Genomic DNA, 23,575 nt, shown 5'->3' on the forward strand with positions numbered 1-23,575 from the left:
GGCAGGGGCGACCATGCTTACCCAGCGTTCCCGCTATGCGCTGCGCGCCATGCTGTTCCTCGCCGAACAGCCCGCGGGCGAGGCACCGATGCCGATGCACCGGATCGCCACCGCCGCCACCGTGCCGCGCAAGTTCCTCGAACTAATCCTCGCCGACCTGCGCGAAGCGGGGTTCCTCCATTCGACGCGCGGCAAGGCGGGCGGATACCATCTCGCGCGGCCCGCGCATCTGATCTCGCTCGGCGAGATCATCCGCGTGATCGAAGGGCCGCTGGCGCTGGTGCCCTGCGTCAGCCGCACCGCCTATCGCCCGTGTGGCGATTGCAAGGACGAGGCGTCGTGCGCCATCCGCCTCGCGATGGCGCGGGTCCGCGACGAAACCGCGCGGATTCTCGATGGTACCAGCCTCGCCATGGCCGCAGCACAGGAACTGGCGGCGGCGTAACCTTGCCAGCCTTGCGCCGCGCGATAGACTGGCGGGCAGGGGGATGATTCGATGGCCTATGACGAACGGGCGTTGCGCGGCGTGGGCGGCTGGCTCGCGCTGCTGATCGTGTTGCTTGGGATATTGTCACCGCTGCGCACGGTTTTCGAGGCGATCAACCTCTGGTCGCTCGAGCCGGGGCAACTCGGCGAGGATACCGACATCCTGCCGTTCCAACTCGTCGAGACGGCGGTGATCCTCGTCAAGCTCGCCGGTTCGTTCTACATCGCATGGCGGCTCTACGCCGTCCACCGCCCGGAAACGGTGCGGATCGCCGTCCGTGGCCTCTGGCTGCTGACGATCGTGCTGTCGCTGGTCGAGATCATCCTGGTGACGATCGTGACCGGCATGTCGATCGGCGCGCTGCTCGGGCGCAGCATCCTCATACTGGCGCAAGGAGTGATCTTCGCCGGACTGTGGACCGCCTATCTGCTGCGCTCGCGCCGCGTCGCCAACACCTATACCCCGGACTACGACAGCGCCGACGTATTCGCCTGAGGCGTGCGTCGAAACGACGTTCGCTTTTTCCGCTCCAGCGAAGGGTGCAGGTCGCCAAGGCTCCAGCCGAAGCTCGACCGTAGCTGGCGTCTGATCCATCCCGTTTGAACCAGGCGTCATCCCAGCGAAGGCTGGGATCTCCCGGTGATGACGCACGGCAGAAGCCGCTTGAGGCCCCAGCCTTCGCTGGGGCGACGCCTTTGGTCAGGTGGGGATCGACATTCAGCTATTCCGGTGCAGTTCGTAGTCGAAAACGTCATCCTCCTTCGTCGCCCCGGACTTGTTCCGGGGTCCACCTGACCGCAAACGCTGTCGCAAGTGTCTCGAGCGGCATCGATCGCTGCACGGTGGACCCCGGAACCAGTCCGGGGTGACGGAAATGGTCGTTGCTGGCGTCACGGCCGACGGAATGTCGATCGGCCCTGGACGAATCAACCTTCGGCTCCCCGACTGCCGCCGCCAAGCCGCCTCGACGTCGTGATGCCTGCTTGATACAGCGCGCAAACGGCGACGAACGAGGGAGGAACGCATGACGGCGCACCAGTCCGCGGCCCCGCGCGTGCTGCATGTCATCACCCATCTCGCCATGGGCGGCGCGGAAAATGTCGCGCTCGGCCTGATCGATTCGCTGCGCGACGACATCGACTTCGCGCTGTTCGCGGTCATCGACCATGCCGAACCGGGGCCGGTGGGGCAGGCGATGGCCGCGCGGCTGACCGACTGGGGCGTGCCCTTTGCCTTCGGCACGCGGCGCGGCTTCAAATCGGGCGGGGTGGTGCAGGCGGCGTGGCGGCTGGCGCGGATGGTCCGGCGCTTCCGGCCCGACGTCATCCACGTCCACACCGAGATCCCCGAACTGACGCTGGCGATTGCGCACGTCCTGTCGCCTGCGGTGCGCGCCACGCCGATCCTGCGCACCGTCCACAACAGCGTGTTGTGGATCGACTGGGCCGGGATCGGCCGCTGGGTCACGCGGCGGCTGGCCGGGGCGCAGGCCGTCGCCGTCTCGCGCGCCGCCGCCGATGCCGACGCGGCGATCCTGCCCGGCCGCCCGCGGGCCGAGGTCGTCCATAACGGCATCGTGGCGCAGGCGGCACCCGCGCCGACTCCGCGCGACCCCTCGCCGCTGCGCATCCTCTTCGCCGGCCGGCTGGTCCATCAAAAGGGCGCCGACCTGCTCCCCGCGATCCTTGGCGAAGCCCATGCCCGCACCCCCCGCCGCGACGTGGCGGTGACGATCGCCGGCTCGGGCGACCTCGCCGACATGGTGGCGCGCGGCGTGGCCGGCATCGCGCCGGGCTGGACGATCGCGCTGACCGGGCCGATCGCCAACCTCGCCGCCCGCCTCACCGACCATGACATCGTCCTGCTGCCCTCGCGGTTCGAGGGGTTTCCGCTGCTCCCGGCCGAAGTGCTGATCGCCGGCGTGCCGCTCGTCACCACCATCGCCCCCGGCCTCGACGAGCTGCTGCCCGCCGACTATCCGTTCCATGCGGCATCGGGCGACGTCGCTACGCTCGGCCGCCTGCTGGCGCGCGTGATCGACGATCTGCCCGCCGCCCGCGCCGTCGCCGCCGGGCAGGGCAGGGTGATCGCCACCCGCTTCGATCCGGTCGTCATGGCCGCCGCCTATCGCGACCGGTATCGCCTGCCACTGGCTCCCCCGCCGGCGGCGTGATAGGGCACGGCCATGTACCCGCCGGCCGATCGACTGCCCCGCCCCGCGCTCCGATCGCCGTCGACGGCGCGCCCCGGCCGTTCGGGCGGCGGCGTGTCCGTTACCATCGCCGCCATCGCCTTCGTGCTGCTGCTGGCCGCGACGCTGGTCGGCGTGACCGCCTTTCAGGGCGGCGGCGACGCGGGAATCGGTCAGGCGACCGAGGCCGGCCTCGGCAACCAGTTGCTCTATGGCGGCATCTTCGTCCTGCTGCTGTTCGGCACCGGCCTTCGCAACCTGCGCACGATGCTGTGCGTGCCGTTCGGCGTCACGCTCCTGTTCGGGTATTGCTATCTTTCGACGCTGTGGGCGATCGATCCGGCGACCTCGTTCCGCCGCGTGACGCTGGTCGCGATGATGACGTGGATCACCTTTCGCAGCGTCGGCGAACTGGGGCCGGACCGCACGCTGCGCCTGTTGCGCCAATTCCTGCTGGTGTTGCTGGCCGTCAATTTCCTCGCGGTGTTCCTGCTGCCCGACGGCATCCACCGCAACCTGATTTCGGAAGAGGAAACCGTCATCGGGAGCTGGCGCGGGATCGTGTCGCACAAGAACCCGGCCGGGGCGATTACCGCGCTGACCATGGTGCTGTTCCTGTTCGACAATCGCCAGTTCTCGCGCGGCGTGACCATCGCCGTCGTTGCGGCAGCGGCGGTGTTCCTGTGGTTCACCCATTCCAAGACCTCGCAGGGGGTCGTCGTGCTGGCGATCCTCGCCGGCTGGGCGATCCGCCATCACGACGCCGACCGCCGCGTCGTGCTGGCGGGCATGCTGATGGTCGTCGCCACCCTCGCGCTGCTGCTCGTCTCGGCCAATATCGCCTTCATCGACGAGGTCGTGAACGATCCGAACGCGCTGACCGGCCGTGCCCAGATCTGGCCGCCGCTGATCGACTATGTTGGCCAGCATCCATGGACCGGCGCGGGGTTCCAGTCATTCTGGGCGATCGGCGACGCCAGCCCGATCTTTTCGCTGACCTCCAGTTGGGTGTCGACCAACATCCAGCACGGCCACAACGGCTATCTCGACCTGCTCGTCACCATCGGCGTGCCCGGCACGCTGCTCGCGGTCGCCACGCTGATCGTGTGGCCGCTGCTGCGCCTGCTGTTCAGCCTGTCGATCGCCAAGCCGCGCCGCTCGCTGCTGCTCGCGATCATCCTGTTCTGCGCCGGACAGAATATGGCGGAGACGACGATCCTCGCCGCCAGCTACGGCCATGTGTTCCTGATGATCGCGCTGGCGATCGTCTATCGCCAGTCGCAGGGCAGCGCCGGCCAGCACCACCAGCTCCGCCGCCGCGCGCTGCGCCTCCTCGGCCTGCGTCGCGCCGCCCGACCCGCGCGGTAGTTTCGCAATCGGCCCCTGCGCACCTACATCTGCTGCGTGCGCAAGATCATCCATGTCGACATGGACGCCTTCTACGCCTCGGTCGAACAGCGCGACGCCCCCGACCTCAAGGGGCAACCGGTCGCGGTCGGCGGATCGAGCGGGCGGGGCGTCGTCGCCGCCGCTTCCTACGAAGCGCGCCGCTTCGGCGTGCGCTCGGCGATGCCCTCGGTCACGGCGCTGCGGCGCTGCCCCGACCTGATCTTCGTCCGCCCCCGCTTCGAGGTGTACAAGGCGGTGAGCGCGCAGATCCGCGCGATCTTCCACGACTATACCGATCTGGTCGAACCGCTCTCGCTCGACGAAGCCTATCTCGACGTGACCGAAAACCGGCGTGGCCTGCCCAGCGCCACCGCCACCGCGCAGGAAATCCGCGCCCGCATCGCCGCCGACACCGGCCTCACCGCCTCGGCGGGGATCAGCTACAACAAGTTCCTCGCCAAGCTCGCCTCGGACATGAACAAGCCCAACGGCCAGTGCGTCATTCCGCTGAAAGCCGGCCCGCGCGTCGTCGCCGCGCTGGAGGTGAAGCGCTTCCACGGCATCGGCCCGCGCACCGCCGAACGCATGGGGGCGCTCGGCATCCACACCGGTGCCGACCTCGCACGCTGGACCCTCGCCGACCTCACCCGCACCTTCGGCAAGGCCGGGCGCTGGTATCACGACATCGCGCGCGGAGAGGACGACCGCCCGGTCCGCCCCGACCGGGTGCGCAAGTCGTCCGGCTCCGAAACCACCTTCCACCACGACCTGACCGACCCCGACGCCATCGCCGAGCGCGTGCTGGCGATGGCCGACGACGTGTGGGACTGGGTCGAGAAGACGCGGCAATACGGCCGCACCGTCACGGTAAAGGCCAAATACGCCGACTTCCGCATCGTCACGCGCAGCCGCACGCTGACCACCCCGGTCCGCGACCGTGCGACGCTCCACCGCACCGCGCTGGCGCTCATCGAAACGCTCTACCCGCTGCGCATGGGCCTGCGCCTCGTCGGCGTCACGCTGGCCGGCTTCGGCACCGGGGAACCCAGCGGCCAACTCGATCTGCTTTGACCAAACACCCCAACCCGCCTACAACCATCCGGTCCCCGGGGGAGCGTTACCGTCACGCTTGAGAGGAAGGCCACAGCCTTCGACCCGCTGAACCTGATCCGGCTGACACCGGCGTAGGGAGGGAGCGGCAGCCCCGCATCCCTCCGCATGGAGTGGAATATGGCAGACATCCCCGCAAAGACCGAAATCGGCGTCACGACCGGCCCGATCCGTGGCAGCCGCAAGATTCACGTCGGCCCCTTGCAAGTAGCGATGCGCGCGATCGACCTCGATCCGTCATCCGGCGAAGCGCCGCTCAACGTCTACGACACCTCCGGCCCCTATACCGATCCCAACGCGCGGATCGACATCATGGCTGGCCTCTCGCCGCTGCGCCGCGACTGGATCGTCGGCCGCGGCGACGTCGAGTCCTACGACGCGCGCGAACTGCGCCCCGAGGACAATGGCCAGCTCGGCCCCGATCGGTCGGGCGGCGTCCAGCCGTTCCCGAACGTCGTCAAGCGCCCCCTGCGTGCCAAAGCCGGCGCGAACGTCAGCCAGATGCACTATGCCCGTCGCGGCATCATCACGCCCGAGATGGAATATGTCGCCATCCGCGAGAACATGGGGCGCGAGATGCTGCGTGGCCACATCCGCGACGGCGAGGATTTCGGCGCGTCGATCCCCGATTACGTGACCCCCGAATTCGTCCGCGACGAAGTGGCGCGCGGCCGGGCGATCATCCCCAGCAACATCAACCACCCCGAATCCGAACCGATGGCGATCGGCCGCAACTTCCTCGTCAAGATCAACGCCAACATCGGTAACAGCGCCGTCGCCAGCAACGTGGCGGCCGAAGTCGACAAGCTCGTCTGGTCGATCCGCTGGGGCGCCGACACCGTCATGGACCTGTCGACCGGGCGCAACATCCACGACACCCGCGAATGGATCATCCGCAACTCGCCCGTGCCGATCGGCACCGTGCCGATCTATCAGGCGCTCGAAAAGGTCGGCGGCATCGCCGAGGAGCTGACGTGGGAGATCTTCCGCGACACGCTGATCGAACAGGCCGAACAGGGCGTCGATTACTTCACCATCCATGCCGGCGTCCGCCTGCCCTATATCCCGATGACCGCGAAGCGCGTCACCGGCATCGTCTCGCGCGGCGGGTCGATCATGGCGAAATGGTGCCTCAGCCATCACCGCGAATCGTTCCTCTACGAACATTTCGACGAGATCACCGAGATCATGAAGGCGTATGACATCGCCTATTCGCTGGGCGATGGCCTGCGCCCCGGATCGATCGCCGACGCCAATGATGAGGCGCAGTTCAGCGAGCTCTACACGCTGGGCGAACTCACCCACCGCGCGTGGGCGCAGGACGTGCAGGTCATGATCGAAGGCCCCGGCCACGTGCCGATGCACAAGATCAAGGAGAACATGGACAAGCAGCTCCAGGTCTGTGGCGAGGCGCCCTTCTATACCCTCGGACCCCTCACCACCGACATCGCGCCGGGATACGACCATATCACCAGCGGCATCGGCGCGGCGATGATCGGCTGGTTCGGCTGCGCCATGCTCTGCTACGTCACGCCCAAGGAGCATCTGGGCCTGCCCGACCGCGACGACGTGAAGGTCGGTGTCGTCACCTACAAGCTCGCCGCCCACGCCGCCGATCTCGCCAAGGGCCACCCCGCCGCGAAACTGCGCGACGATGCGCTGAGCCGCGCCCGCTTCGACTTCCGCTGGCGCGACCAGTTCAACCTCAGCCTCGATCCCGACACGGCGGAGGACTATCACGACCAGACGCTCCCGGCGGAAGGCGCCAAGACCGCGCATTTCTGTTCGATGTGCGGCCCCAAATTCTGCTCGATGAAGATCACCGCCGAAGTGCGCGAATTCGCCGCCAAGCAGAACGCCGGCGTCGAGACGTTCCTCGCGGCGGGCGATGCGGAGAAGGGCATGGCGGAAATGAGCGACAAGTTCCGCGAAAAGGGCGGGGAGGTGTACTTGCCGGCGGAGTGAGGATGCTGCCCCCTCCTCGCGCGCAAGCGGGGAGGGGGCGACCCATCCCGCCCCAACCCGTCGCCCCAGCGCAGGCTGGGGCCGCAAGCGGCTCCTGCCCCGCAGGACCCGCGAGCGATTCTGGCCTGCGCCGGGAGGACGTCGGGTTCGGCGTGGACAGGTCAGGTCCCGAACGGGCGCGTCACCCGGCATCGGTCCACCCCGTCGCCCCGACGCGAACTGGTAGCAGGCGAACCCGGCCCAGCCTGCCACCAGCGCGCCGCCTGCCGCAAGGCGACACGATCCGACCACCCGTCACCCCGGACTGGTTCCGGGGTCCACGGCACCGCCAGCGATGCGGTGGCAGTCCGATCGACCCACGTCGAAACGAACGTCATCCCAGCGCAGGCTGGGATCTCCCGGAGCTGATGCGTGACAGGGGTCGCGGGAGGCCCCAGCCTTCGCTGGGGCGACGTTTCCGTGCAGGTGGATCAGACCCCGACAGGCCACGGGCGAACCCCGGTCCGCCGGCCATCCACGCGCGGCCCGCCGCAAGACGACCCGATTCCCCCACCCGTCACCCCGGACCTGTTCCGGGGTCCACCGGGCGGCGCACGCCCGGGTCGCATCTCCAGCGCCATCGCCTGCGGAGCGGTGGACCCCGGAACAGGTCCGGGGTGACGAAGGGGAGGCATCCCTTCGCCGATACCAAACGAAAAACGGGGCGGCACCGATGATGTGCCTCCCCGTCCGTTTAGGTATGCAACATCAACGTCCACTTCGTTGAAACGCCATCACACAATGGCATACGGCTGCCCTGTACGAATGTCGCTTCTCCAACGCCTTCGGAGCGCCAGATTCCAGTTGCCGGACAAAGTTTGCCGCTTTTGACGGTATGGCCAAGAGGGGTCATCGTTCTTTACCTTTGTTGACGGCAACGCCGGGCGCGCGCGTTGACGCAAGGAACAAGGGCAACTAGGTTCTACTTGCGGTTGCAACGCAAAGTAGGCGCACGCCTGCATCGTGGGCCGGCACTCGCCAAAGCGCCGGCCCACCATGTTCAGGATTGGAACCACGATCTGATGACATATCGCGCTCCAAAAAATTGAAAATTCCCCGCGCATGCGGGGGAGCCGCATGTTCGTGCTGCAATAACAACACGCGATATGGTCTATCCCCGCAGTTACGCACGGGGGAACGTGTTCTGTCGTTCGCTATCGCAGGAACATAATGCGCAATAACACCCGATAGTTCAACGGATTTTTGGCGAATAGCGGACTTTGGCATTTTTCTGGCAATAGTGGTTATTCTACAGAGGCTTAGCTGACAAGGAGGCGCATTGGCTTTCAGAGTCGGTCTCTCACCAGATCATTTCCTCAATCGCCGCCCAATCCCCCGCTGCAACCATCACCACGCCAACGCCATCGTCGCGCTCAATCGCCACCGGCGTTCGCTCTGCGACTACCCGGTCAATCAGTGCTCCAAGATCGCGCGTCGCGTCGCCAAGGCTGATGCTGTCCATTCCGCGACCATAGCCCATTCCCACCCGTCCAAACATCCCCACCCCCCAAAAACCGCTGTCCTACACCCCCCGACCCATGCTCGGCTGCCGCCCATGCAGACCCCCACGCCAGCGCGCCCTGCGCCCTCGCCCGCCCTGCAACCGCTGCCCGAGCCGCATCCGCTGTTGCAGGTCGATCCCCCCACCGACACGCCCTATATCGACGCGCACGGCTTCGATCCGGCCGCCTATGAATGGATTCCGGTCAAACGAAAGCCGCGCAGCGACGGCTGGACCGAGGCGCGGCAGCGCGAGTTCATCGAGGCGCTGGCCGATGGCGGTTCGGTCGATCAGGCGGCACGCTCGGTCGGCATGAGCCGGGTCAGCGCCTATGGCCTGCGCCGCGCCGAGGGCGGCGAGCCCTTCGCCCACGCATGGGACGCGGCGATCGCGCAGGCGGTGGCGATGCTGGTCGATGTCGCGTTCGAACGCGCGGTCAACGGGTCGGAGGAAGTGGTGTTCGATCGCAACGGCCGCCGCGTCGGCCTGCGCCACCGTCACGGCGACCGGATGCTGATGTTCCTGCTCGCCGCCCATTATCCCGATCGCTACGGCCATCACGCCCGCGCGCGCTCGCGCGGCGCGCCCGATCCCGCGCGGGTCGAGGTCGCGCCCGTTGCCGCACCGGCCGCCACGCTGCCCGACGAACCGGCCGCCGATCGCCCCCGGCTCGATCCGCCGTTGCCGCTGGCGCAGGCGCTCGAACGCCTCGCCCCGGTGGCACCCGCCGAACCGCATCGCGCGATCGATCCCGCCGACCTCGATACGCGGATCGCCTGCGCCGATATTCTCGACGGCCGGTTGCCGCGCTGGTGCGACCCCCATCGCCCCCAGCCCGAGGAACCGCTCCAGCCGCCGATCCACATCCCCAACGAGGACGACGGCGACGATGACCTGCCCTATATTCCCGCCCCCGGTCCGCTGGGCGTGGACTTCGAAATTCAGCTCGCCCTCGCCAAGCGCGCCGCCGCGACCGGCCTGACCCCCGACCATCCGGGCAAGCGCGCCCGCCGCCGCAAGGCGCGGCGAGTGTAAACTTTGTAAACTTTGGGGGGAATTGGGGAGCGGAACCGCCGGCTCCACCCCCCTTCGTCATTCCGGCGCAGGCCGGAATCCATACACGCTGACGGCGCGGTTCCTGCCCGGACGGCAGTTGCGACCGGCGCGGGAGGCGACCGGTCGACGGCCGCGCCACGGGCAAAGCCCGTGGCGTCGAACGGCGCTGCTGGCGCCGTCGGCCGCGCGCGCCTTGTGCGGCTTGGCGTAGCTGACGCTACGCCTTGCCCGGCGCGCGTTACATCCGGTTCGCGACTGCCTGCTCGATCTGGGCATTGTCGTCGTCGTCAGCCTTCTCGGCGGCGTCCTCGCCCATCTCGCGAACGTTCTCGGCGCGATCCTCGAGCGCGTCCTCGACCTGCTCGTTGCTCGTCAGATCGGCCTGATCCTCCAGCGCGTCGGCGCGGTTCTCGGTCATCGCCTCGATGTTGTCCGCCGCCTTGTCGTCGGCATTGCCGCCGCACGCGCCCAGCATCAACAGTCCGGCCATGCCGGCCGCTTTCATCATCGTCTTCATGGTGCTTGTCCCCTTCGAAACCAACCGGCCCGGCCATTCGCCGGACAGGCGGCATCAATCGTCCGCCGCGTCCAAAGGTTCCGCCTGCGTACCGACCGCCGGCACCGCCCAGTCGATCGCGCCCCGGCCCTGCGCTTCCAGAAAGGCATTGGCCTGCGAAAACGGCCGGCTGCCGAACCACCCGCTATGCGCCGACAATGGCGAGGGGTGCCGCGCTTTCAGCACCAGATGCCGCCCGCCGGCCGCGCCGTCCTGCACGAACGCCGCCTTCTTCTGTGCATGCGATCCCCACAGCATGAAGACGCTGGGCGGGGCATGTTCGGCCACCGCATGGACGATCGCGTCGGTGAACGCCTCCCACCCATGCCCCGCATGCGACGCCGCGCGCCCCTGCTCCACGGTCAGCACGCTGTTGAGCAGCAGCACGCCCTGCTCGGCCCAGTGTCCCAGATAGCCATGGCGCGCCGGCGCGATCCCCAGATCGTCGTGCAGCTCCTTGTAGATGTTGCGCAGCGACGGCGGCACCGCGACGCCCGGCCGCACCGAAAAGCTCAGCCCATGCGCCTGCCCCGGCCCATGATAGGGGTCCTGCCCCAAAATGACGACCCGTACCTGGTCCAGCGGCGTGGCCAGCGCCGCGAACCAGTCGCGCGAATGCGGCAGCACCCGCTTCCCCGCCGCCTTCTCGGCGGTCAGGAACGCGCGCAGCGCCGCCATCCCCGGCCCGGCCAGCACCGGCGACAGGGCGGGGCCCCAACTGGGATCGATGCCGGCGGGAAGCGGGGCAGGGGTGTCGTTCATGGCGTCCTTCTTAGACGCTCGTCCCGTCGCGTGGAAGCGGCACCGGCCCGCTCCTCCTCCCGGCCACCCACAGCGTATCCTGATTGGGTGGCCGGGTGCGGGTAGCCCAGCAAAGTAATACTTTGCTGGGACCCGAGGGGGAGCGGGCCGGTGCCGCCCGACGTCAAAAGAGCCCCGGCACCTCGCGCTGCACGGTCGACGGCCGGTCGGGCTGGAGCAGCGTCCGCTCCTCTCCGCCAAGCGAGCGCGGCGAGGCGTTCAGCCCGTCGCCCCGCGCGCTGGCCGATGCGCCGATCCGCGAACATTGCCGCCCGGCAAGGAAGTCGAGCGCGCGCGCCACCGACTGTTCGCGAACATCGCCCAGCGGATAGCTGATGTCGTCGCTCGCCTGACAGGTGTTGGGGACGGTAGTGGCAAGCCCGTTATAATAGGCCGCCGACCGCGCCGAGTTCTGCACCGCCAGCGCCACGACGCGCAGCCGGTCGTCGCACCCGGCCCGGTCGAGCCCGATCTGGCCGACCGGCTTGCCATAGGTGTTGGTGCCGACCAGCGCCATGTTGTTGCCGAGGTAGGGCACGAAGGCGTTGATGACCAGTTCGCTCGCCGACGCGGTATTGCCGGTGCCGATGAAGGCGATCTTGGTCGGCGTCACCGACTGTGCGGTCGGGGCGAAATATTTGACCGTATTCTCGGACGCCTTCTCGGGCCGGAACGACGTATAGCTGTACACGTCGCTGCCCGACTTGCCGCCACCCAGTAGGTCGCCCATCAGCTCGGCGACCGAGATCAGCCCGCCGCCATTGTAGCGGAAGTCGATGACGAACTCGGTGATCCCCTGCGCCCGGAAACTGGCGAAGGCATCGCGCAGCGGCTGGTTGGCCGGCGAGATGAAGGTGCGCAGGTTGATGTAGCCGACCCGCTTCGATCCGTCCTGCAACACCTTGGCGCCATAACGGGTCGATACCGGCAGCAGGTTGAAATCGGTCTTGGCGACGTTCGCGGTGGTCGTCGTCCCCTCGATCGTGCGGAAGCGGAAGGTGCGCGTCGTCCCCGCACTGTCCGGCCCCAGCGCGGTGGTCAGCCCGGCGGTGCCCTCCGCGGCGATGATCGACGACACGTCGCGTAAGGTAGCGCTGCTGGTGCCGATCTGGGTGATCTCGGTCCCGCGATCGATCCCGGCGGCCAGCGCCGGCCCGCCCTCGAACGCCTCGGTCACGAGCAGCCGCCGCCCGGTCGAATCAAGCGCGAAGCGCACGCCATAGCCCGCGGTCGATCCCGAGCTGTAATAGGCGTTCTCCTCGGCGATCGAGGTGAGATAGGTGAAATACCGGTCCTTGCCCTGCGCCCGCGCGGTCGCGGTCAGCAAATCGATATAGCCGCCGACCGTGGTGAACGACGTGGGGTCGGGGCTGGCGGGCAGCGTTTCGGGAAAGAGATACCATTCGCGAAGCTGGGCCAGTGCCCAGTCCTGCCGCTCGCGCAGCGAACAGCCGGTCGTGGCGGTCGGCGTGGGGCTGGCGGTCGGCGTGCCCGTGCCGCCGGTCGATCCGCCACCGCCGCTGCCGACGGTCCCGGCGCCGCTCCCGCCGCCGCCGCATGCCGACAGCATTGCCAGCACGCCCAATGCCGCCCCGAACCGACCCCGCATACGCCCACTCCACATCCTGATCCTGCCCGCAGCCTATACCCGGGCCGACCAAAGGGAAATGGATTCTCGGTGCAGGCGGCGTACCGCCGGGATTACGGCTTCATCGCCTCGATCAGCCGCTTGACCTCCTGCGACCGGCCGCGCGGCAGGATCATCACGTCGTTGCCGCTGGCGACGACGATCAGGTCCTTCACCCCGACCATCGCGATCCGCACCCCGTCCGACCGGACGAGGCAGTTGGTCGAATCGAGGATGGTGACGTTGCTGCCGTGCGTGTTCAGTTCGGCATCGAGCTCGCTGATCGCGTGCAGCGCGTCCCAGCTCCCGACGTCGTTCCACCCCATCGCCACTGGCGCCACCGCGACCCGCTCGGCACGCTCCATCACCGCATAGTCGATCGAATCCGACGGACACGCGGCAAAGGATTCGGCGTCGGGACGGATGCAGATGCCGTCGCGCGCCGCCCGCTCCATCGATTGGCGCGCGGCGCGGCCCATCGCCGGGACATGCACGTCGAGCGCTTCGAGGAACTTGTCGGCGCGGAACAGGAAGATGCCGCCGTTCCACGCATGATCGCCCGACGCCAGCATTGCCTCCGCCTTGTCGAGCGGCGGCTTCTCGACGAAGCGGTCGACGCGGTGGACCCCCTCGACCAGTGGTTCGCCGACCTTGATCCAGCCATAGCCGGTCTCGGGCGCGTCGGGGGTGATGCCGAACGTCACCAGCCAGCCATCGGCGACCAGCGGCAAGGCACGGGCGATGGCGGCGCGGAACGCCTCCAGATCGGCGATGACATGGTCGGACGGCATGACGAGCAGCGGCGCATCGCCCGCGCCCGCCGCGATCGCCGCCAGCGCGATCGCCGGCGCGGTGTTGCGCGCCATCGGCTCGAGGATCACCGCCTGCGGGCTGAGGTCGACCGCGGCGAGCTGTTCCTCGACCGCGCTGGCATGGCTGGCATTGGCGACGACGATCGGCGCGGCATAATCCGCCCCGACCGTCCGCCGCGCGGTCAGTTGCAGCATCGTCTCCTCGGCGGTCAGCGCCAGGAACTGCTTGGGCTTTTCAGGACGCGACATCGGCCACAGCCGGGTCCCCGACCCCCCCGAGAGAATGACGGGGACGATGGCGGGTTGCGACGACATGCGATGGAGTCTCCGATGCGGCGCAGACAAGCGCCATGCCAGCCTGAAGCGGGTGGCCGTTGCGCTATAACAACAAGCGCGAAAAGAGTATCCGCCGCGTTCAGTATTTCTTTGCCCTTTCGCGCGATAGCGGGTGGGTGTCGGCTGGCCTTACACCTGTTTCGGGACTCCAACCATGATCCGGCTGTTCAAGCACTATGTGCCCAATGCCGTCCTCCTGCTGGGCGTCCTCGACTTCGCGGTCCTGCTGCTGGCGGGCGAGCTCGGCTGGGTCGTGCGCGCGATGCAGATCGGCATGGAAGTGGGGCCGACGCACGGCCGCATCGCCGAACTGGCGAGCTTCGCGGTCAGCCTCGAACTCGCGATGGTCGCGGTCGGGGTGTATGGCACTGATTCGCTGCAATCGCTGCGCTTCGCGACCGCACGGCTGCTGGTCGCGATCTCGCTCGGCGTCATCTTCATCTCGCTGCTGCTGTTCCTGTTCCCGACGATCATGTTGTGGCGTTCCAACCTGCTCTACGCGATGGGTTTCGCGGTCGTGCTGCTGGTGCTGTTGCGGATCGTCACCGGCACGCTGCTCGGCGGACAGGCGTTCAAGCGGCGCGTGGTGGTGCTGGGTGCGGGCGAGCGCGCGTTACGGCTCAAGACGCTGGGACAGGCGCCCGGCGCAGGCTTCGTCGTCGTCGGCTATATCGCGATGCGCGAAAGCGACCGAATGATCCCCGAAGCGATCGCCCGCGACGCGATCCACAATCTCGCCGATCATGTCGTGCTGCTGGGGGCGGCCGAAGTCGTCCTCGCGCTCGAGGAACGGCGCGGGGCGCTGCCGCTGAAAGACCTGTTGCGGATCAAGACCACCGGCGTCCACGTCAACGAGATCTCGACCTTCCTCGAACGCGAGACCGGCCGCGTCGATCTCGACAGCGTCAATCCGTCGTGGCTGATCTTCTCCGACGGATTTTCCTCGGGGCGGATGTTCTCCAGCATCGTCAAGCGGATGTTCGACGTCCTCGCCAGCCTGCTGCTGCTCGGAATCACGCTGCCGGTCATCGCGCTTGCCGCCCTGGCGGTGAAGCTCGACAGTCGCGGCCCCGCCTTCTACCGCCAGCGCCGCGTCGGCCTGTACGGCGTCAGCTTCGACATTCCCAAGCTCCGCTCGATGCGCACCGATGCCGAGGTCGCGGGCACCGCCGTCTGGGCCGAAAAGGACGATCCGCGCATCACCCGCGTCGGGCGTTTCCTGCGCAAGACCCGCATCGACGAACTGCCGCAATGCTGGAGCGTGCTGAAAGGCGAGATGAGCTTCGTCGGCCCCCGTCCCGAACGGCCGCAGTTCGTCGCCGACCTCGAAACGCAACTGCGCTATTATGCCGAGCGGCATATGGTGAAGCCGGGCATTACCGGCTGGGCGCAGATCAACTATCCCTATGGCGCCTCGATCGACGATGCGCGCCAAAAGCTCGAATACGACCTCTACTACGCCAAGAATTATTCGCCGTTCCTCGATCTGCTGATCCTGCTCCAGACGCTCCGGGTCGTCATCTGGTCGAGCGGGGCGCGGTGATCGCGTGCTGACCGGCATCGTCATCTGGGGCCATGCGGCCGCCGCGCTGCTGTTCGGCGTGCTGACATTATGGGTCGCCCGGCGCGACGAGGGCGAGGACGAACTGCCGCGCGCGCTGCTCGCCGTGGCACTCGGCGCGACCGCGCTCTGGGCGCTGTCGGTCGCCGGCAACGGCAGCGCGGAGCCCGAGACGCGACTGCTCGAAGGGGTGCGCACGCTCGGCTGGCTGGCGGTGCTGGTTGCGATCCAGCGGCGCTCGGGCGCCGGGGGTACGCTGGGGGTGGGCGCGACGCTCGCCTGTCTCGCGGTCGCCGCCGTCACCGCCACGCAGGCGCTGCTGCACATCGCCGTGCCGACCATCCACGATCCCGCCGGCGCGCAGGCAATGCTCGACGTGGCGACGATGCTGCGCGCGCTCGCCGCGCTTGGCGCGCTGGCGCTGCTGCACGGCATGTTCCCGCGCGCGGCATCCTCGGGCGCGCGGCTGGTATTGCTGGCGGTCGGCGCGATCTGGCTGATCGATGCGAATTTCAGCATCGCGCTCTATCTGTTGCGCGAGGTGCCGAGCGAACTGATGGCGGCGCGCGGGCTGGCGCTGGTCGCGCTGGCGGCGATGATCGCGCTGGCGCTGTCGCGACGCGGCGGTGGTTCGGTGCAGCTTTCGCGCGCGGTCGCCTTTCATTCGCTGTCGCTGCTCGGGCTTGCCGCCTATTTCGCGATCACCATCCTCGCCACCGCGCTGATCGCCGCGCTGGGTGGCACCCACGCCCGTATCGCGCAGACCGCGTTCGTGTTCGGCTCGACCGCCGCGCTGCTCACCGCCGCGTCGTCGGGCTGGCTGCGGGCGTGGATCAAGGTGAAGCTGACCAAGCACCTCTTTCGCCACCGCTACGACTATCGCGCCGAATGGACCCGCTTCACCGAGACGCTGGGCGAACCCAAGGGCGCCGCCCCGCTCGACGAACGGCTGGTGAAGGCGGTCGCCGACCTGACCGATTCGCCCGCCGGACTATTGTTCGTCGCCGACGACGGCGAACTGGCGCTGCAGGCGACGTGGCACTGGGACGGCGCGGTCCCGCCGGGCGATGGCGACGCCGCGCTCGCTGCCTATCTCGATACGACCGGCCGTATCCTCGAACTCGATTCGGTGCGCGAAGGGACGGCAGGCGTGGCCGACCGCGAGGCGGTATCGCCCGCGTTGCTGGCACAGGAGGACGCCTGGGTCATCGTGCCGCTGCCGCATCTTGGCCGGCTGACCGGCGCGATCCTGCTCGCCCGTCCGCTGCTGCCCCGCGCACTCGACTGGGAGGATTTCGACCTGCTGCGCATCGCCGGGCGGCAGGTGGCGAGCTATCTCGCCGAGGCCCGCGCGCAGGGCGCACTGGCCGAAGCGCGCCGGTTCGAGGAGTTCAACCGCCGCTTCGCCTTCATCCTGCACGACGTGAAGAACATCGTCAGCCAGCTAAGCCTCGTCGCGCGCAATGCCGAGCGCCACGCCGACAACCCCGCGTTCCGCGCCGACATGGTTGCGACACTGAACGAATCGGCCGCGCGGATGAGCGACCTGCTCGCCCGCCTTGCCGAACGCGAGCCGCCGCGCACCGCCGCGCCGGGGCCGGTGGCATTGGCGACCATCGCCGCCCAGTCGGCGCATCGCTTCCGTCTGCGCGGGGCGATCGAGGTTTCGGGCGATGGCGAACCCCATGCCGCCGCCGATCCCGCCCGGCTGCAACAGGTGGTCGACCATCTGGCCCACAACGCGCTCGACGCGGGCGGCAGCACCCCGGTGCGGATCGTCACCGGTGGCGATGCGACATCGGCATGGATCGACGTGATCGACACCGGCATCGGCATGACCCGCCAGTTCGTCCGCGACGAGCTGTTCCGCCCGTTCGTCTCGTCCAAGCCGACCGGCTTCGGCATCGGCGCCTATGAGGCGCGCCAGTTGACCGAGGCGATGGGCGGGCGGATCGATGTCGAGAGCATCGCGGGCCAGGGCACCCGCTTCCGCGTGGTGCTGCCCGCCGCATCCCCCCTTGCCCCGCCGACGCTGGAACAGGCCGCATGACCGACACCAAATCGCTGCTGATCGTCGAGGACGATCCCGGCCTCCAGCGTCAGCTTCGCTGGGCCTATGACGGCTATGCCATATCGGTCGCGGGCGACCGCGAGGCGGCGATCGCCGCCGTGCGCGCCACCGAACCGCAGGTGGTGACGCTCGACCTGGGATTGCCGCCCGATCCCGATGGCGTGGGCGAAGGCTTTGCGACGATGGAGGCGATCCTGGCGATCAAGCCCGATACCAAGATCGTGGTGGCCAGCGGCCATGGCGACCGCGCCAGCGCGCTGCGCGCGATCGAACTCGGCGCATGGGACTTTTATGCCAAGCCGATCGACATCGACGCGCTGGGGCTGATCGTCGCGCGTGCCTTCCACGTCCATGCGCTGGAGGCGGAGAACCGCCGCCTCGCCGAACGGGTCGAGGGGCAGACGGTGCTCGGCGGGATGCTGACCGCCGCGCCCGAGATGCTGAAGGTCACGCGGACCATCGAACGAGTGGCCCCGGCCGATGTATCGGTGCTGCTGCTCGGGGCCTCGGGCACTGGCAAGGAGCTGCTGGCGCGCGGCCTGCACGACGCTTCGCCCCGCCGCCGCGGCAATTTCGTCGCGATCAACTGCGCCGCCATCCCCGAAACCCTGCTCGAAAGCGAGCTGTTCGGCCATGAGAAGGGCGCGTTCACCGGCGCGGTCAAGACGACCGAGGGCAAGATCGAACAGGCGGCGGGCGGCACGCTGTTCCTCGACGAGATCGGCGACGTGCCGCTTCCGCTTCAGGTGAAGCTGCTGCGGTTCCTTCAGGAACGGGTGATCGAGCGGATCGGCGGGCGCAAGGCCATCCCGGTCGACACCCGCATCGTCTGTGCCACCCACCGCGACATCGACGCGATGGTCGCCGCGCAGACGTTTCGCGAGGACCTGTATTACCGGCTGGCCGAGATCGTCGTGCGCATCCCCTCGCTTAAGGAACGGCCGGGCGATGCGGTGCTGCTCGCCCGCGCCTTTCTCGATCGGCATGCGCGACAGATGGGGCAGGGGGGCAAGCGCTTCGCCCCCGACGCGCTGTCGGCGATCGACGCCTGGGGCTGGCCCGGCAACGTCCGGGAACTGGAAAATCGGGTGAAGCGCGCGGCGATCATGGCCGATGGCAAGCATATCACCGCCGCCGACCTCGATCTGGGCGCGGGCGACGATGGCCCGATCAACCTGAAGGCGGCGCGCGAGGCGGCCGATCGCGGCGCGATCCGCCACGCGCTGGCCCGCGCGCAGGGCAATATCTCCGGCACCGCGCGTCTGCTCGGCATCAGCCGGCCGACGCTCTATGATCTGATGAAGGCCTATGACCTGCAACCCTGATCGTCCCTTGCGCGCGCTGCTCGGCGGCGCCGGTCTGGCGCTGGCCGCCGCCTGTATCGCGGTGGCCGGCGGCGCGCGCACCGCAAGGGCCGATCCGGCCGACGCCCGGACCGGCATCGCCGAGGCGCTCGGCCAGTTTCAGGCGGGTCACTGGAGCGTCGCCCGACAGCGCGCGCAGGCGGCGGTCGCCGCCGATCCCGGCTGGGGCTTCGCGCAAGCGGTGCTGGCGCGGACGCATCTCGCGCTCGGCGATGGCCTCGCGGCGCAGGCGGCGCTCGATCGCGCGGTCGAGGGCGGCTTCGATCCGGCGCGCGCGCACCAACTGCGCGCGCACGCCCGGTTGTTGCAAGGCGATGCGCCCGGCGCGATCGCCGAAGCGGGCAAGGCCGTTCCGCGCTATGCCGGCTATGGCAACCGCATCCGCGCGCAGGCGCTGGCGCGGCAGGGCGATGTCGTGGCCGCGCTCGCCATCCTCGAGCCGACGGTCGCGCGCGATCCCGGTCGCGCCGCCGACTGGGTCGCGCTGGGGCAAATCCGCATGGGCGCTGGCGACATGGTCGGCGCGATCAACGCGGCGGCGGCGGCGGTCCGGGCCGATCCGACCTCGCCCGACACGCTCCGGCTGCGCGGCCAGACGATGCGCGTCCAATATGGCCTGACCGCCGCGCTGCCGTGGTTCGAGGCGGCGCTGGCGCGCGACCCCTACGCCCATGACACGTTGATCGATTACGCCGCGACTTTGGGCGACAGCGGACGGACGGGCGCGATGCTCGACGCGGTTCGCCGGGCAATGACGGCGCGGCCGGGCAGCGTGCAGGGCTATTATCTCCAGGCGGTCCTCGCCGCGCGCGCTGGCGATCCGGCGACCGCGCGCAGCGTGCTGCAAAAGGCGGGCGGCGGGGTGCAGGGCGTGCCCGGTGCGCTGCTGCTCGGCGCATCGCTCGATCTGGCCGAGGGTGCGCCGGCGCAGGCGACGGTGGGCCTGCGCGAACTGGTCGCGCGGCAACCGACCAACATCACCGCGCGCAAGCTGCTGGCATTGGCGCTGTTGCAAAGCGATGCCGCGCGCGACGCCTTCGACTATATCCGCCCCGCCGCCGACCGCGCCGATGCGGACAGCTATACGCTGACGCTCGCCGCCCGCGCGCTGGAGCGGATCGGCGATCGTGCCGGGGCGGCGGTGTTCCTCGATCGCGCCGCCTCGCCGGTCCGCGGCCGTTCGACCGCCTTCGCCCCCGACGAGAGTCTCGGCTCGCTCGCCGCCGCCGCGCGGCCGACGCCCGGCGATCCGGCGGTCGCGGTCCCCTACATCCGCGCACTGGCCAGCGCAGGCGATGCGGTGGAAGCGCTCGCCGCCGCCCGCGCGGTCGCCGCCGCCAACCCCGGTGCCCCGGCCGCGCAGCTCGTGCTGGGCGATGCCTATGCCGCGGCCAACCGCCCGGCGGAGGCCGCCACCGCCTATGCCGCCGCTGCCGCCAGCCGCTTCGACGAGGCGACGATGCTGCGGCTGGTCGATGCGCGTGCCCGCGCCGGGCAACGCCGCGAGGCCAGCGCCGCGCTGTCGCTCTATCTCGCGCAAAATCCTTCGAGCGTCCCTGCGCTCCGCCTGACCGGCGAATGGCAGTTGGCGGCGGGGGATGTCGCCTCGGCCGTCGCCACGTTCGAGCGGTTGCGCGACCTCGTCGGCGACCGCGACGTCGCGGTGCTGGCCGGCCTCGCCCGTGCCTATGCCGCCGCCGGGCAGGGCGACCCCGCGACCAGCTTCGGCGCGGCGGGCTATGCGCTGGCCCCGGCCAACCCGCTGGTCGTCGATGCCTATGGCTGGGCGCTCTACCGTGCCGGCAATCCGGGCGCGGCGCTGCCGTTGTTGCGCAAGGCCGCCTCGCTCGCGCCTGCCGACCCTGCGATCGCCGCGCATCTCGCCGAAGTGGCGGGGTAGTTCAAATCGGGCTGCCGTCCGCCTAAGGGGGTACGATGACCGATCCGCTGCTCCGTATCGCCGAGGCGCTCGAACGCCTTGCACCCCCGCCGCCCGCCGCCGCCGATCCGCTGGCGCATCCCGCCTATGGCTGGGACGGCCGGGTGCTGCGCGCGGCGCGCGGCTTTCGCCCGGTGCCGCTCGACCGGCTGGTCGGGATCGAGGCGCAGAAGACCGCGCTGACCGCCAATCTCGACCGGTTGGCGAAGGGCGCGGCGGCGCACGACGTGCTGCTGTGGGGCGCGCGCGGCACCGGCAAGTCGGCGCTGGTCAAGGCATCGGTCGGGCAGGTGCAGGCAGACGGCGGCGCACTGGCATTGGTCGAAGCGCCTGCGACTGCCTTGGACGGCCTGCCCCGGCTGTTCGCGCTGCTCGACGGCGTGGCGCGCGCCTTCGTGGTGTTCGTCGACGATCTCGGCTTCGACACCCCCGCCGAGGGCAGGGCGCTGCGCTCGCTGCTGGAGGGCGGTGCCGAAGGTCGCCCCGGCAACGTCCGCCTCATCGTCACCGCCAATCGCCGCCACCTCGTCCCCCGCGACCTCAAGGAACAGGATAGCGCGATCAACCCGCGCGACACCGTCGACGACGCGCTGGCGCTCGCCGACCGCTTCGGTCTGTCGCTCGGTTTCCATGTTGTCGATCAGGACCACTACGTCGCGATCGTCGAGCGCTACTGCGATGCCTACGCCCTGCCGTTCGACGCGCACGACGCGATCGGCTGGGCAACGAAGCGCGGCAGCCGGTCTGGGCGGGTGGCGTGGCAGTATGTCACCGATCTCGCCGGGCGGCATGGGAAGGCGGTGTAAGGAAGTCGGGTTCACGCGGAGGCGCGGAGACGCGGAGGAGTTGCGGGCGTAGCAGCCCGATCGCGTAGCGATCCCTGTCAGCGATGCTGGCCACGGGCGGATAGGGTTCCGCTGACGCGGAACGATCGGGAGCCGCAACCCCTCCGCGTCTCCGTGCCTCCGCGTGAATCAATCTTCTTTAAACAGCCGGAAGATCAGGCCTCCGCCATCTCCGCCAGCGCCAGCCAGCGCTCTTCCGCCGCATCCTTCTCCGCCCGCGCCTTATCGATCTGCGCGTTCAGCGAAGCGAACCGCTTCGGGTCCTTCGTATAGAGCGCAGGATCGGCCAGCAGCGCCTCGTCGCGTTCGATCGCCGCTTCCAGTTCCTCGATCCGCTTCGGTAGCAGGTCGAGGTCGCGCTGGTCCTTGTAGCTCATCTTGGTCGACTTGGGCTTGGACGCGACCTCCACCGGCTTGGCCTTCACCTTCGCCGCGCTGCGCTCGCGCCGCTTGGCGACCCAGTCGGCATAGCCGCCGGGCACGACATCGACATGGCCCGATCCGTCCATCCCCAGCGTCACCGTCACCGTCCGGTCGAGGAAGTCGCGGTCGTGGCTGACGATCAGCACCGTGCCGGCATAATCGCCGATCACCTCCTGCAACAGATCGAGCGTCTCGAGGTCGAGATCGTTGGTCGGCTCGTCGAGCACCAGCAGGTTCGACGGCCGGGCGAACTCGCGCGCCAGCAACAGCCGCGACCGCTCGCCACCCGACAGCGTGCCGATCCGCGCCTCGGCGATCGACGGATCGAATAGAAACTCCTTGAGGTATCCGTGGACATGCTTTTTCGAGCCGTTGACCTCGATCCAGTCACCGCCATCGGCCAGCACGTCGCGCACCCGCTTTTCCGGGGCCATCAGCTTGCGCTGCTGATCGATGACGATGCCTTCCAGCGTCTGCGCCCGCATGATCCTGCCCGAATCGGGGTCGAGATCGCCGGTCAGCATCCGCAGCAACGTCGTCTTGCCGGCACCATTGCCACCGACGATGCCGATCCGGTCGCCGCGCCGCACCCGCAGCGAGAAGTCCTTGATGATGGTCCGGTCGCCGAAGCCCTTGGTCACATGCTCGGCGTCGATCACGACCTTGGTCTTGGTGTCGTCGGCCTCGACCTGCAATTTGGCGGTGCCCTGCGGCCCCTGCATCGCCGCCCGCTGCGCGCGCAACTCGTGCAGCTTTTCCAGCCGCCCCATGTTGCGCTTGCGCCGGGCGGTCACGCCGCGGTGCAGCCAATGCTCCTCGATCTTCAGCTTGGCGTCGAGCCGCTGGGCGGCACGTTCCTCCTCGGCGGCGGCCTGTTCCATCCACGCCTCGAACCCGCCGAAGCCGATCTCGGCGCGGCGAATGCCGCCGCGATCGAGCCACAAGGTCGATTTGGTGAGGCGGGTCAGGAAGGTACGGTCGTGGCTGATGACGATGAACGCGCCGTTGAAGCGGTTCAGCCATTCCTCCAGCCATTCGATCGCCGACAGGTCGAGGTGGTTGGTCGGCTCGTCGAGCAGCAGAACGTCGGGGTTTTCCGCCAGCGCACGCGCGATCGCCGCCCGTCGCCGCTCGCCGCCCGATGCGGTCGCCGCCTCACGATCGAGGTCGATGCCGAGCTGGTCGGCGATCGCGTCGACCTCATGCTCCGCCGGTGCCTTCGGTCCCCGGAGCGCAAAGTCGCGCAGCGTGGTATAGCCATCGACCTTGGGGTCCTGTTCCAGCAGCACGACATGCGTGCCCGGCACGATCGTCCGTCGCCCCTCGTCGGCATCGACTGCGCCCGCGATCAGCTTCAGCAGCGTCGTCTTCCCCGCCCCGTTGCGCCCGATCAGTGCCAGACGATCGCGTTGCCCGACATGGATGTCGAGCCCGCGGAACAACCAGCCATTGCCCTGGACGAGTCCAAGGCCTTCGTACGACAAAATCGGTGCAGCCATGTG

The 23,575-nt window shown here is 68.9% G+C and carries 18 protein-coding genes and 1 riboswitch; of the genes, 12 read left to right on the forward strand and 6 right to left on the reverse strand.

Annotated features, from left to right (window positions below; genetic code table 11):
• The first annotated feature begins 13 nt into the window (after positions 1-13).
• From ASG37_RS15405 to thiC, 6 genes are all read left to right on the forward strand, one after another.
• Positions 14-445 carry an RrF2 family transcriptional regulator gene (locus ASG37_RS15405; RefSeq protein ID WP_055762499.1) on the forward strand — a complete coding sequence of 144 codons (432 nt, stop codon included), beginning with the start codon at positions 14-16 and terminating at the stop codon, positions 443-445.
• A 51-nt stretch (positions 446-496) separates the two neighbouring features.
• Positions 497-982, forward strand: coding sequence for a DUF2569 family protein (locus ASG37_RS15410; RefSeq protein WP_055762262.1), 486 nt, complete (start codon positions 497-499; stop codon positions 980-982).
• 529 nt (positions 983-1,511) lie between these two features.
• On the forward strand, positions 1,512-2,660 hold the full coding sequence (locus ASG37_RS15415; RefSeq protein WP_055762265.1) for a glycosyltransferase: 1,149 nt from the start codon (positions 1,512-1,514) through the stop codon (positions 2,658-2,660).
• A 93-nt stretch (positions 2,661-2,753) separates the two neighbouring features.
• Positions 2,754-4,046 (forward strand): O-antigen ligase family protein, encoded by a 1,293-nt coding sequence (locus tag ASG37_RS15420; RefSeq protein WP_162233480.1) that lies wholly within the window; start codon positions 2,754-2,756, stop codon positions 4,044-4,046.
• A 36-nt stretch (positions 4,047-4,082) separates the two neighbouring features.
• Positions 4,083-5,138 (forward strand): DNA polymerase IV, encoded by a 1,056-nt coding sequence (gene dinB, locus ASG37_RS15425; RefSeq protein ID WP_268795750.1) that lies wholly within the window; start codon positions 4,083-4,085, stop codon positions 5,136-5,138.
• Between the two features lie 26 nt (positions 5,139-5,164).
• Positions 5,165-5,275, forward strand: a riboswitch (TPP riboswitch).
• 22 nt (positions 5,276-5,297) lie between these two features.
• The gene (gene thiC, locus ASG37_RS15430; protein ID WP_055762271.1) at positions 5,298-7,142 is read left to right on the forward strand and encodes a phosphomethylpyrimidine synthase ThiC; all 1,845 of its coding nucleotides are present in this window, start codon (positions 5,298-5,300) and stop codon (positions 7,140-7,142) included.
• Positions 7,143-8,481: 1,339 nt separating this feature from the next.
• Here thiC and ASG37_RS17445 read toward each other — a convergent pair.
• Complete coding sequence (locus tag ASG37_RS17445) at positions 8,482-8,643, reverse strand: type II toxin-antitoxin system Phd/YefM family antitoxin (RefSeq protein ID WP_162233481.1); 162 nt, start codon at positions 8,641-8,643, stop codon at positions 8,482-8,484.
• A 93-nt stretch (positions 8,644-8,736) separates the two neighbouring features.
• On the opposite strand from ASG37_RS17445, the gene ASG37_RS15435 reads away from it, so the two are divergent.
• Positions 8,737-9,717: a hypothetical protein gene (locus ASG37_RS15435; protein WP_055762274.1), complete on the forward strand. Its 981-nt coding sequence runs from the start codon at positions 8,737-8,739 to the stop codon at positions 9,715-9,717.
• A 259-nt stretch (positions 9,718-9,976) separates the two neighbouring features.
• Here ASG37_RS15435 and ASG37_RS15440 read toward each other — a convergent pair whose 3' ends face one another.
• The 4 genes from ASG37_RS15440 to ASG37_RS15455 all read right to left on the reverse strand — a co-directional run bounded on the left by ASG37_RS15440 (position 9,977) and on the right by ASG37_RS15455 (position 13,783).
• Positions 9,977-10,255, reverse strand: coding sequence for a hypothetical protein (locus ASG37_RS15440; protein ID WP_055762278.1), 279 nt, complete (start codon positions 10,253-10,255; stop codon positions 9,977-9,979).
• A 54-nt stretch (positions 10,256-10,309) separates the two neighbouring features.
• Positions 10,310-11,056 (reverse strand): uracil-DNA glycosylase, encoded by a 747-nt coding sequence (gene ung / locus ASG37_RS15445; protein WP_055762281.1) that lies wholly within the window; start codon positions 11,054-11,056, stop codon positions 10,310-10,312.
• Between the two features lie 163 nt (positions 11,057-11,219).
• Entirely contained in the window at positions 11,220-12,704 is a 1,485-nt protein-coding gene (locus ASG37_RS15450) for a S41 family peptidase (protein ID WP_200909827.1), read from the reverse strand.
• Between the two features lie 92 nt (positions 12,705-12,796).
• Entirely contained in the window at positions 12,797-13,783 is a 987-nt protein-coding gene (locus tag ASG37_RS15455; RefSeq protein ID WP_055762506.1) for a mannose-1-phosphate guanylyltransferase, read from the reverse strand.
• Between the two features lie 241 nt (positions 13,784-14,024).
• Here ASG37_RS15455 and ASG37_RS15460 point away from each other — a divergent pair, with 241 nt between their 5' ends.
• Genes ASG37_RS15460 through ASG37_RS15480 form a run of 5 tightly spaced genes read left to right on the forward strand, consistent with a single transcriptional unit; the run spans position 14,025 to position 21,611 of the window.
• Positions 14,025-15,413: a TIGR03013 family XrtA/PEP-CTERM system glycosyltransferase gene (locus ASG37_RS15460; RefSeq protein WP_055762283.1), complete on the forward strand. Its 1,389-nt coding sequence runs from the start codon at positions 14,025-14,027 to the stop codon at positions 15,411-15,413.
• Between the two features lie 4 nt (positions 15,414-15,417).
• Entirely contained in the window at positions 15,418-17,481 is a 2,064-nt protein-coding gene (gene prsK / locus ASG37_RS15465) for an XrtA/PEP-CTERM system histidine kinase PrsK (protein ID WP_055762286.1), read from the forward strand.
• A complete protein-coding gene (gene prsR / locus ASG37_RS15470; protein ID WP_055762289.1) occupies positions 17,478-18,827 on the forward strand; it encodes a PEP-CTERM-box response regulator transcription factor in 1,350 nt (449 codons plus the stop codon). The genes prsK and prsR overlap by 4 nt, the downstream gene beginning before the upstream one ends.
• Positions 18,811-20,766 carry a tetratricopeptide repeat protein gene (locus tag ASG37_RS15475; protein WP_156349233.1) on the forward strand — a complete coding sequence of 652 codons (1,956 nt, stop codon included), beginning with the start codon at positions 18,811-18,813 and terminating at the stop codon, positions 20,764-20,766. The genes prsR and ASG37_RS15475 overlap by 17 nt, the downstream gene beginning before the upstream one ends.
• Before the next feature lie 35 nt (positions 20,767-20,801).
• A complete protein-coding gene (locus ASG37_RS15480; protein ID WP_055762296.1) occupies positions 20,802-21,611 on the forward strand; it encodes a DUF815 domain-containing protein in 810 nt (269 codons plus the stop codon).
• Between the two features lie 194 nt (positions 21,612-21,805).
• Here the strand turns inward: ASG37_RS15480 and ASG37_RS15485 are convergent, their stop codons facing one another.
• Positions 21,806-23,572 carry an ATP-binding cassette domain-containing protein gene (locus ASG37_RS15485; protein WP_055762299.1) on the reverse strand — a complete coding sequence of 589 codons (1,767 nt, stop codon included), beginning with the start codon at positions 23,570-23,572 and terminating at the stop codon, positions 21,806-21,808.
• Positions 23,573-23,575 lie beyond the last annotated feature (3 nt).

Origin of the sequence: Sphingomonas sp. Leaf407 (genome assembly GCF_001425385.1) — a bacterium.
GTDB lineage: Bacteria > Pseudomonadota > Alphaproteobacteria > Sphingomonadales > Sphingomonadaceae > Sphingomonas.

Bases quoted from the DNA above. Each gene is read 5' to 3' on its own strand.
- ASG37_RS15455 (WP_055762506.1), bottom strand. From the start codon at position 13,783: ATGTCGCGTCCTGAAAAGCCCAAGCAGTTCCTGGCGCTGACCGCCGAG.
- ASG37_RS15485 (WP_055762299.1), bottom strand. From the start codon at position 23,572: ATGGCTGCACCGATTTTGTCGTACGAAGGCCTTGGACTCGTCCAGGGC.
- ASG37_RS15460 (WP_055762283.1), top strand. From the start codon at position 14,025: ATGATCCGGCTGTTCAAGCACTATGTGCCCAATGCCGTCCTCCTGCTG.
- prsR (WP_055762289.1), top strand. From the start codon at position 17,478: ATGACCGACACCAAATCGCTGCTGATCGTCGAGGACGATCCCGGCCTC.
- ASG37_RS15450 (WP_200909827.1), bottom strand. From the start codon at position 12,704: ATGCGGGGTCGGTTCGGGGCGGCATTGGGCGTGCTGGCAATGCTGTCG.
- ASG37_RS15435 (WP_055762274.1), top strand. From the start codon at position 8,737: ATGCAGACCCCCACGCCAGCGCGCCCTGCGCCCTCGCCCGCCCTGCAA.
- ASG37_RS15440 (WP_055762278.1), bottom strand. From the start codon at position 10,255: ATGAAGACGATGATGAAAGCGGCCGGCATGGCCGGACTGTTGATGCTG.
- thiC (WP_055762271.1), top strand. From the start codon at position 5,298: ATGGCAGACATCCCCGCAAAGACCGAAATCGGCGTCACGACCGGCCCG.
- ASG37_RS15415 (WP_055762265.1), top strand. From the start codon at position 1,512: ATGACGGCGCACCAGTCCGCGGCCCCGCGCGTGCTGCATGTCATCACC.
- ASG37_RS17445 (WP_162233481.1), bottom strand. From the start codon at position 8,643: ATGGACAGCATCAGCCTTGGCGACGCGACGCGCGATCTTGGAGCACTG.
- ung (WP_055762281.1), bottom strand. From the start codon at position 11,056: ATGAACGACACCCCTGCCCCGCTTCCCGCCGGCATCGATCCCAGTTGG.
- ASG37_RS15405 (WP_055762499.1), top strand. From the start codon at position 14: ATGCTTACCCAGCGTTCCCGCTATGCGCTGCGCGCCATGCTGTTCCTC.
- ASG37_RS15475 (WP_156349233.1), top strand. From the start codon at position 18,811: ATGACCTGCAACCCTGATCGTCCCTTGCGCGCGCTGCTCGGCGGCGCC.
- ASG37_RS15480 (WP_055762296.1), top strand. From the start codon at position 20,802: ATGACCGATCCGCTGCTCCGTATCGCCGAGGCGCTCGAACGCCTTGCA.
- ASG37_RS15410 (WP_055762262.1), top strand. From the start codon at position 497: ATGGCCTATGACGAACGGGCGTTGCGCGGCGTGGGCGGCTGGCTCGCG.